We start from the raw sequence: 5,441 nt of genomic DNA, 5'->3' as shown, positions 1-5,441 counted from the left end.
GTCACCAGTAACAACTGGCAGGGAGCATTGCGTAACTGGGCAGATCAGCAGTTGTCATTGGGGCAGAGTAGCTTGCTGGATGAAGCGGTGCCGACCTTTGAGCGGATCATGATCGAAACCGCGCTTAAGCATACGGCGGGGCGTCGTCGCGATGCGGCTAATCTGCTGGGTTGGGGGCGTAACACTTTGACCCGTAAGATCAAAGAGTTGGATATGGATGTCGAGACCGGTAGCGCAGATCCAGAGTAATCTCCTGATTGTTCTGTTTTAAGGGGCTGTTGAACCGCAGCAGTCCCTGTCTTACACTCCCGCCACGTTTTATCTTATTTTGCCTATTGCTGCTGCGGGTGTGTTTATGTTGCATGTTGTTCTCTTCGAGCCTGAAATTCCGCCGAATACCGGCAATATCATTCGCTTGTGCGCGAATACCGGGTTTCAGCTTCATCTCGTAGAGCCGCTGGGTTTTGACTTTGATGACAAAAAGCTGCGCCGTGCGGGGCTGGATTACCATGAATTTGCCGCCGTGCAGGTGCATAAAGATCTGGATGCCGCGCTGGAGGCGATTCAGCCGCAGAATGTTTGGGCGCTGACAACCAAAGGCACAGGTAACTACTGTGACGCTCAGTTCCTGCCGGGTGATGTGCTGTTGTTTGGTCCGGAGACGCGAGGTTTGCCACCTGAAGTGCGGGAATCTCTGCCACAGGAAACGCTGCTGCGCTTGCCGATGAAGGAGGAAAGCCGCAGCCTTAACTTATCGAATGCCTGTGCTGTCGTGGTGTACGAAGCATGGCGGCAGTTAGGCTTCAGTGGCGGTCAGTAAATCAACATCTCTGAAATTGCTTACAGCTTGGTCCATTCACTGAAGGTAGCGGCCTGACCGCAGGCAACTCCTTCAGTATCCTGTAAATTCCAGACAACCGTTTTTCCCAGTTCAAAACGCTGTCCTGTTTTGCTGATACGGATGCCACGATAGTCATCGATGTAGCCGTCCCTCTGTACCCGTTCCAGCATCGCTGCACGTACTTCTCTCAGGTCCGGTTCGGCCGAATAGCGTGATGGCATGCCGATAAACTCATCCCACTCCAACTCCCACAACTGCTGTGCTGTCAGGTTCGCGTAGGTAAAGCAAGGATCGGTCGCGCCATCATGGGCCAGTATCACAAAAGGGGCTTCATACAGAGCCTGAGCCAATTGCTGCCCAGTGGACGTATCAGGCAGGTTGCTCAGCGAATGACCCAGACGTTCACGAAAGCTCTGAATAATGATCTGGGATAAATGAATGATCGATTCGTTTTGCCACGGTTGCATAGGAGACACGGAGCCCTTGTCATGATGAAGCATGGACTGCGATACTAACGCTTAACATGAATAGAATGAACCTAAAATCATGAAGCAGGATGCTATAATCCTCACCCAGTTTGACCCTTTAATGTCGTCGCCAAGCTGCCTTGCAGCAGTTGACTACCTCGGCGGACGGATTCTCTTTCAGGCTGGTGAGACTCAGCGTATCAATATATTGGCACTTCAGCAGCAGGTGTTGCCCTGTGTTGTGCTGGTGGATACGTTGCAGCAGTTGGCTGATTTCAGGCAAGTGCCCGCAAACGCAATGCTCAGTATTGTACCCATGCAAGCAGCGGAAATTGAATCGGTGCTGACGACCGGGGCGGCAGAGACGTTATTGCGAATGGCGCGTGGCGAGCGCAGCTGAGGCTGCGTCGTCAGTGCGTTTTGATTGACTTAATAACAGGTAATAAGATGCGGGTGATTGTTTCCCTTCTCGCGTTGTTGCTGATCGGAACTCAGGTGCAGGCCAAGACCCAAGCTGATAGGTCCGATGAAGTAGCACAGATGTGTAAAAAAATCAGTGGCCGGCTGGCGAGTGTTTCTTATAAAGAGTGCTCTAATATCCAGTTCTACCAGCCGCGATTTTATTCAGCCAGTAACCAGCCTATTCTGGAAGCGCACTATGCGGCCAAACCGGGTGTGAAGAATCCGGTGCGGATCTTGTTTATTGGTGGTATCCACGGTGATGAGTTATCCAGTGTCAGTGTGACCTTCAAGTGGCTGAATAAACTGAATCAGCATCACAGTGGTTCGTTCGACTGGCATTTCCTGCCGCTGGCCAATCCTGATGGTTTACTGCGTCGCCCGGCGACCCGTGTGAATGCTAACAAGGTCGATCTCAACCGCAATTTCATACCGGCTGAGGCTAAGCTGACACCGCTTGAGTATTGGAAGCAAGCAAGCAAGCGTAAGCGCTATTACCCGGGCGAGAAGCCGCTCAGTGAACCAGAAAGCAAGATGATTCATACACTGATCGAAGAGTACAAACCTAGTGTGATTGTATCGGTGCATGCGCCTCACGGTATTCTGGATTTTGATGGTGATAAACAACCACCAGAGAAATTGGGGCCGCTTTATTTGCGTCACCTGGGGACCTATCCGGGATCTTTAGGCAACTATGGCTGGTACGTTAAAAATGTACCGGTCATGACAATCGAGTTGCCCTATGCGGGCATTATGCCTTCGGCTGGTGATATTAGTCGCATGTGGGTGGACCTGGTGCGCTGGGTGCGGGTCAAAGCTCAGCCGGAAAGTCAGGTGGCGGATGGCACGGATGAGAAAGGTGCCATTTCAGTTCACTCAGGCAAGTGATTATTTAAATTCAGATATAAAAAAGCCGGAGCAGATGCTCCGGCTTTTTTATGCGTGATCGGTCATGCTGATCAGTGGCTTGCGCCTTCTGTCTGCGACTGCTGCTGAGCCAGCTGCTGTGCGTACAGTGCATCGAAGTTAACCGGAGCCAGCATCAGTGGTGGGAAGCTTGCTTTGGTGACCATGTTGTCGATCGCTTCGCGTGCGTACGGGAACAGGATGTTCGGGCAGAATGCACCCAATGTGTGGTGCAGTTCAGCTTCTTCCAGGCCAGCGATGGAGAAGATACCTGCCTGCTGGATTTCAGTCAGGAATGCAGTTTCGCCTTCGTTTTTAACAGTCACGGTCAGCGTCAGGACAACTTCGTACGCGCCTTCGCCGAGCTGCTGTGTACGGGAGTTCATGTCCAGGTTGATCTCTGGCTGCCACGCTTTAGTGAAGATTTCTGGTGCGTTTGGAGACTCCAGAGATGCGTCTTTCAGGTAAACGCGCTGTACTGCAAACTGTGGGCCCTGTGCTTCAGCCGCCTGGTTCTGTTCGTTCTCAGCCATCGTAATATCCTTAAATTTTTGAATTAGCTTTTATTCGGCCAGCAGGGCATCAAGTTTGCCCTGATGCTCAAGTGCAAAGAGATCGTCGCAGCCGCCTACGTGTGTATCGCCAACAAAAATCTGCGGTACAGTGTGACGGTTCGCGCGTTGCATCATCTCCTGACGAGCACCTTGCTGCCGGTGAATATCAATTTCGGTATATTCCACGCCCTTATGATCCAACAGCATTTTTGCACGGACGCAAAATGGGCAGATTGCGGTGGTGTAGATCAGCGTGTCTTTCATGACTTACTTAACCACCGGCAGGGACTGTGCTTTCCACTCTGTCATACCGCCGGACAGGCGTACAACGTTGGTGAAGCCGCCGGCCTGCAGTTTCTTAGACGCACTGCCTGCTGTCTGGCCCAAGTTGCAGACAACTATGATCGGCTTCTCTTTGAACTTGTTCAGTTCGTCCATACGACGATCGAGTTCGACGATAGGCAGGTGGCGAGCGCCAGTAATATGGCCGGTGTCCCACTCTTTCTTCGGACGGATATCCAAAATCAGAGCGCTTTCTTTGTTGATCAGCTGGGTCGCAATGGCCGGTGTGACCGCCTTGCCCGCTTTGCGGTTTTCGTTCCACAGCAACATAACCAGTGTCAGCAACCAGGCTGAAACCAGAAGGACATGGTTACCAATAAACTCGATCACTTGTTCCATTGTTTTTCCCGACTCGGATGACCGCTTAGGTCTGGCGTTAAATCAAAGCCGGTAAGTATACAACGCGATCAGTGCGGGTATAAGGCGGAGAGCGAAATTCTCTGCATTTGTCCGTTTTTTTCTGTCGCTTATGTCTATAAAGGGATCGGTCTGAATGAAGGGGGGAGTGATTCGCGTTCAGAGGCTGATATGCGTAGAATAGCGGGCAATCGGAACTCTATATTTTATGGCGGAAAGACAGGCCCACTATGACCAACGCGCGCGCACCTAAAGCTCTTATTATTCTGGATGGTTTCGGTATCGAAGCGTCCGAGTCTTCAGCGATTGAAGCGGCTAATACCCCGGTATGGGATTCGCTACTGGCGAACAATCCGGTTTCCCGTATTGCGACTTCCGGTCTGGCCGTGGGTTTGCCTGAAGGCCAGATGGGCAACTCCGAAGTGGGGCACATGAACATCGGTGCGGGCCGTACGGTGTATCAGAACTTTACCCGTATCTCTAAGGCGATTGCCGATGGTGATTTTTTCGACAACGCAGTACTCGTCGAGGGAATGGATAAAGCCATTGCGGCCGGTAAAGCGGTGCATCTATTGGGTTTGCTGTCTCCGGGTGGTGTACACAGCCATGAAGACCACATTATTGCGCTGATCGATATGGCAGCAAAACGTGGTGCAAAAGCGATCTATCTGCATGCCATTCTGGACGGGCGCGATATGCCGCCACGTTCGGCCGAGCCATCGCTGCTAAAAATGCAGGCGAAATTCGATGAGTTAGGCTTTGGCGGCATCGCAACGGTTGTTGGACGTTATTTTGCCATGGATCGCGACAACCGCTGGGATCGTGTGCAACAGGCGTACGATGCCATGACACTGGGCACTGCAGCACAGACTGCAGAGTCTGGACAGGCCGCACTGGCGGCAGCGTATGCCCGTGATGAAAATGACGAATTTGTACAGGCCACGGTGATTAGTGATGCGTCTGGCGCAGCGTTGGCGAAGGTGGAAGACGGTGATGCGCTGATCTGTGCCAATTTCCGCCCGGACCGTGCTCGTGAAATCACCCGTTGTTTTGTTGAAGGCACTGAATTTGAAGGCTTTGAACGTAGCGTTACTCCAACGCTATCCAGTTATGTGATGATGACCGAATACGCAGCAAGCATCGACGCTGCGTGTGCATATCCTCCGCTGACGATCACCAACGATCTGGGCGAGTATCTCTCCGGTTTGGGTAAAACCCAGCTGCGTATAGCGGAAACGGAAAAATATGCCCATGTGACATTCTTCTTTAATGGCGGTCAGGAAGCGGTATACCCCGGTGAAGAGCGTATTTTGGTGCCATCCCCAGACGTGGCAACCTACGACCTGCAGCCTGAAATGAGCGCGCCGGAAGTGACCGCAAAGCTGGTTGAAGCGATTAAAAGTGGTAAGTTTGACCTGATCGTCTGCAACTTTGCCAACGGCGATATGGTCGACCACACCGGCAAGTTTGACGCGGCGGTCAAGGCGGTGGAGACCCTCGATGTGTGTCTCAAGC

At 52.2% G+C, this 5,441-nt stretch carries 9 protein-coding genes; 5 read left to right on the top strand and 4 right to left on the bottom strand.

Going from position 1 to position 5,441, the window contains the following annotated elements; translation table 11 throughout:
• Together ABYW01_RS12995 and trmL are read left to right on the top strand one after the other, a co-directional pair.
• Positions 1-249, top strand: a 249-nt coding sequence (locus tag ABYW01_RS12995) for a helix-turn-helix domain-containing protein (RefSeq protein WP_372833340.1), incomplete at its 5' end; no start/stop codon positions are given.
• Between the two features lie 106 nt (positions 250-355).
• Positions 356-820, top strand: a complete 465-nt coding sequence (gene trmL / locus ABYW01_RS12990) for a tRNA (uridine(34)/cytosine(34)/5-carboxymethylaminomethyluridine(34)-2'-O)-methyltransferase TrmL (RefSeq protein ID WP_193954825.1) — start codon at positions 356-358, stop codon at positions 818-820.
• 20 nt (positions 821-840) lie between these two features.
• Here the strand turns inward: trmL and ABYW01_RS12985 are convergent, their stop codons facing one another.
• Positions 841-1,308, bottom strand: a complete 468-nt coding sequence (locus tag ABYW01_RS12985; protein WP_372833337.1) for an MEKHLA domain-containing protein — start codon at positions 1,306-1,308, stop codon at positions 841-843.
• Between the two features lie 79 nt (positions 1,309-1,387).
• On the opposite strand from ABYW01_RS12985, the gene ABYW01_RS12980 reads away from it, so the two are divergent.
• Together ABYW01_RS12980 and ABYW01_RS12975 are read left to right on the top strand one after the other, a co-directional pair.
• Positions 1,388-1,708: a hypothetical protein gene (locus tag ABYW01_RS12980; protein WP_372833335.1), complete on the top strand. Its 321-nt coding sequence runs from the start codon at positions 1,388-1,390 to the stop codon at positions 1,706-1,708.
• Positions 1,709-1,755: 47 nt separating this feature from the next.
• Complete coding sequence (locus ABYW01_RS12975) at positions 1,756-2,655, top strand: M14 family zinc carboxypeptidase (RefSeq protein WP_372833333.1); 900 nt, start codon at positions 1,756-1,758, stop codon at positions 2,653-2,655.
• Between the two features lie 71 nt (positions 2,656-2,726).
• Here the strand turns inward: ABYW01_RS12975 and secB are convergent, their stop codons facing one another.
• Genes secB through ABYW01_RS12960 form a run of 3 tightly spaced genes read right to left on the bottom strand, consistent with a single transcriptional unit; the run spans position 2,727 to position 3,908 of the window.
• A complete protein-coding gene (gene secB / locus ABYW01_RS12970) occupies positions 2,727-3,206 on the bottom strand; it encodes a protein-export chaperone SecB (protein ID WP_372833332.1) in 480 nt (159 codons plus the stop codon).
• A gap of 30 nt (positions 3,207-3,236) precedes the next feature.
• On the bottom strand, positions 3,237-3,491 hold the full coding sequence (gene grxC / locus ABYW01_RS12965; protein WP_193954820.1) for a glutaredoxin 3: 255 nt from the start codon (positions 3,489-3,491) through the stop codon (positions 3,237-3,239).
• 3 nt (positions 3,492-3,494) lie between these two features.
• On the bottom strand, positions 3,495-3,908 hold the full coding sequence (locus ABYW01_RS12960) for a rhodanese-like domain-containing protein (protein WP_372833329.1): 414 nt from the start codon (positions 3,906-3,908) through the stop codon (positions 3,495-3,497).
• 248 nt (positions 3,909-4,156) lie between these two features.
• Here ABYW01_RS12960 and gpmI point away from each other — a divergent pair.
• A partial coding sequence (gene gpmI, locus ABYW01_RS12955; RefSeq protein ID WP_372833327.1) for a 2,3-bisphosphoglycerate-independent phosphoglycerate mutase occupies positions 4,157-5,441 on the top strand: 1,285 nt, incomplete at its 3' end.

It is taken from the genome of Pontibacterium sp. (assembly GCF_041587635.1).
Classification (GTDB): Bacteria; Pseudomonadota; Gammaproteobacteria; order Pseudomonadales; family Balneatricaceae; genus Pontibacterium.
The sequence above is the reverse complement of the archived record's forward strand: the minus strand, read 5'-3'. Positions and strand labels throughout refer to the sequence as shown.